Genomic DNA, 3,273 nt, shown 5'->3' on the forward strand with positions numbered 1-3,273 from the left:
ATCACCAGCGCTGGATCACCTGGCAACAATTGCTGGAGCGAGAAGATCAGCACCGACACGAAGAACAGTGTCGGCACGATCTGCGCGATGCGGCGGGCGAGGAAGTTCAGCATGGCGCCGGCCGCGTGTCAGGCGAGGCCACGCTCACTTGAACTTCAGCCCGACCACGCGCACGAGGCCATCTGGCATCTGCTTATAGCCCTGGAGCTTGGTCGTGTGCGCAATCAGAAGCGTGCGGTGGTAGATGTAGATGATCGGCAAATCGTTGAGCACGATCCCGGTCAGCTTTTCGTAGATCGCCTTGCGCTCATCGAATTTGGCGGTCAGCCGGCCGTCTTCCATCAGCTTGTCGGCTTCCGGGTTCGAATAGACGCCATCGTTCTGCGGTGCCTTGCTGCGCATGAAGATGTAGGAGTTGCCGTCGGGATCGATGCGGCCGCTCCAGTTGATCTGGAAGATCTGGAACTCGCCGGCCTGGGCCTGCTTGAAGGTGGTCGCGAATTCGACCGCGCGGATCTTGATGTCGAAGCCCGCTTCCGCCGCCATCGACTGGATCACCTGGGCAACCGCTTCGTTCTCCGCGCCCTTGGGGATCATGTAGTCGACGGTCACCGGCGAGGTGATGCCCGCTTCCTTCAGCAGCGCCTTGGCCTTCGCGACGTCGCGGCCGTGGACCGGGAACGCCTTCTGGTAATAGGGATGTGTCGGGCTGACCCATTGATTGCCTGGGGTGAACTCGCCGTTAAAGACAACTTGGTTGAGAGCTTCGCGATCGATCGACAGATCGAGCGCTTGGCGTACTTTCGCCGACTGGCTGAGCGGCCCCTTTGCTTTGTCGTTGCCGATATTGACGGTCAGGCCGTAATAGCCGAGCTCCGGTGCCGTCGACAGCACGAGCCGCGAATCCGCACGCACGTCCTTGATGTCGGTGGCGAGCACGCGCTCGATCAGATCGAGTCCGCCGGACTTCAGGTTGGCAAGGCGCACCGTGGCGTCAACGATCGGCAGGAAGACCACCCGGTCGATATGGATGTTGTCCTTGTTCCAATAGTCGGCGAATTTTTCGAAGACCATGCGGTCCTGCTGCACGCGCTCGACGAACTTGTAGGGACCGGCGCAGACCGGATGCAGGCCGAACTTGTCGCCGGCCTCCTTGGCAGCCTTCGGCGACACCATCATGCCGGAGCGGTCGGTCAGCTGGGCGATCAGCGGGGAGTAAGGTGTCTTAAGCACCAGCTTGATGGTCAGAGGGTCTACGATTTCGACATGGTCGACGCTGGCGAGCTCAGACTTGCGGAACGAGGTCGGCAGCGTCATGTGACGCTCGATCGAGAACTTTGCGGCTTCCGCGTCGAGCGGCTCGCCGTCGTGGAATTTCACGTTGGGCCGGAGCTTGATAGTCATCTCCTTGCCGTCGGGCGAGGTCTCATGCGACAGCGCGAGCTGCGGCACGATGTTGAGCTTCTCGTCGATGTCGAACAGCTTGTCGCAGAAGGCGGAGAACACGATGCGGCCGACATAGGTGCGGCCGATGCTGGGATCGAGGATGTCAGGATCCTCGGCGATGCCGATGCGAAGTGTGGTCTGGGCTTGGGCCGCGCCTACGAGCGACGTCAGCAATGCCGACGCCAGGAGTGCCAAACGCATAGGACTCATCGCTCTCAACCTCTGTTTTACGGCTATGCCGGGTTCGTCCCCAATGAACTAACCCCGCTGCCGCGGACTGCTTCCGGGCCGCCGCTGAAGGCGGCGACCAATTTTTCGAGAACCGGGGAGAAGCCGCCGTCCGTTGGGACGATCGCCTCGGACGACGGCAGTTCCGACGTTCGGTGGCATGCCGTTGCATGTCCGATGCCATCCTGCACGAGCTGAGGCATTTCGTTGCGGCAACGGTCGACCACGTAGGGGCAGCGGGTGTGGAAGCGGCATCCCGGCGGCGGATTGAGCGCGCTGGGGATTTCGCCCTGCAGCACAATGCGGCTGCGCTTTGCCCGCGGTTTAGGCACGGGAATCGCGGACAATAGAGCCCGGCTGTAGGGATGACGCGGTGCGGCAAACAGCGCGTCCGCCGCCGCCGTCTCGACGATCTGGCCGAGATTCATCACCGCCACGTGGTCGGCGATGTGCTTGACCACCGCGAGGTCGTGCGAGACGAAAATGTAGGCCAGCCCGAGCCGGTCCTGCAGCTCGCGCAGCAGATTGAGGATCTGCGAGCGGATCGAGACGTCGAGCGCCGAGACCGGCTCATCGCAGATGATCAGTTTCGGCTCGACCGCGAGCGCGCGGGCGATGGCGATACGCTGGCGCTGGCCGCCGGAAAACTCGTGCGGGTAACGACGCGCCAGCCGCGGCTCCAGCCCGACCAGCCGCAGGATCTCCTCGACGCGTTCGCGCCGCCGGGCGGGCGGCACCAGATTGTGCAGCGCCAGCGGCTCGGTCAGGATCTGGCCGACGGTCATGCGCGGATTGAGCGAGGCGTAGGGGTCCTGGAAGATGATCTGCGCCTCGCGGCGAAAGGCGCGCAGTGCGCCGGCGTCGAGCGAGAGCAGATCGCGGCCTTCGAAACGGATCGTGCCTGCATCCGGCTCGATCAGCCGCAGCACCAGGCGGCTAACGGTGGATTTGCCGCAGCCGGATTCACCGACCAGCGCTAGCGTCTTGCCGGCATCGAGCGAGAAGGAAACGCCATCGACGGCTTTGACATGCGCCAGCGCCCGGCCGAACAGCGAACGCTCGGCGACGAAATGCTTGAGCAGACCCTGAACCTCGAGCAGAGCCATCACGACACCAGACGTTCGAGCGGGGCGCGCAGGCAGCGCGAGAGGTGGCCGGGGCTGACTTCGAGCAGCGGGGGCGGCGCCTTGGTGCAGGCGTCCAGCACGAAGGGGCAGCGTGCGGCGAAGCGGCATCCCGCGGGCGGCTGCATCATGTTCGGGACCATGCCCTCGATCGTGGCGAGCTGGTCGGCGCGATGGTCAAGCCGCGGGATCGAGCCGAGCAGGCCGACGGTGTAGGGATGCTGCGGCGCTGAGAACAGCTCGTCCACCGGCGCGCGCTCGACGATCTCGCCGGCATACATCACCGCGACCTCGTCGCAGACTTCGGCGACGACGCCGAGATCGTGGGTGATCAGGATGATGGCAGCGCCGCTCGCCGCCTTCAATTCGCGCATCAGCTCCAGGATCTGCGCCTGCAGCGTGACATCGAGCGCGGTGGTCGGCTCGTCCGCGATCAGCAGCCGCGGGTCGCAGGCGAGCGCCATCGCGATCATGA

At 64.3% G+C, this 3,273-nt stretch carries 3 protein-coding genes and 1 pseudogene; all 4 read right to left on the reverse strand.

What is annotated here, in order from left to right:
• Nucleotides 1-113: pseudogene (locus tag IVB32_RS34260) on the reverse strand (ABC transporter permease); the annotation flags it as partial.
• A 31-nt stretch (nt 114-144) separates the two neighbouring features.
• Nucleotides 145-1,656: an ABC transporter substrate-binding protein gene (locus IVB32_RS34265; protein ID WP_026233287.1), complete on the reverse strand. Its 1,512-nt coding sequence runs from the start codon at nt 1,654-1,656 to the stop codon at nt 145-147.
• Between the two features lie 23 nt (nt 1,657-1,679).
• Nucleotides 1,680-2,780: a dipeptide ABC transporter ATP-binding protein gene (locus IVB32_RS34270; RefSeq protein ID WP_018457042.1), complete on the reverse strand. Its 1,101-nt coding sequence runs from the start codon at nt 2,778-2,780 to the stop codon at nt 1,680-1,682.
• On the reverse strand, nt 2,780-3,273 hold a 494-nt coding region (locus tag IVB32_RS34275), incomplete at its 5' end, for an ABC transporter ATP-binding protein (protein WP_247412829.1). The genes IVB32_RS34275 and IVB32_RS34270, both read right to left, overlap by 1 nt.

The sequence above is a fragment of the Bradyrhizobium sp. 23 genome (genome assembly GCF_023073295.1).
Taxonomy (GTDB): domain Bacteria; phylum Pseudomonadota; class Alphaproteobacteria; order Rhizobiales; family Xanthobacteraceae; genus Bradyrhizobium; species Bradyrhizobium canariense_D.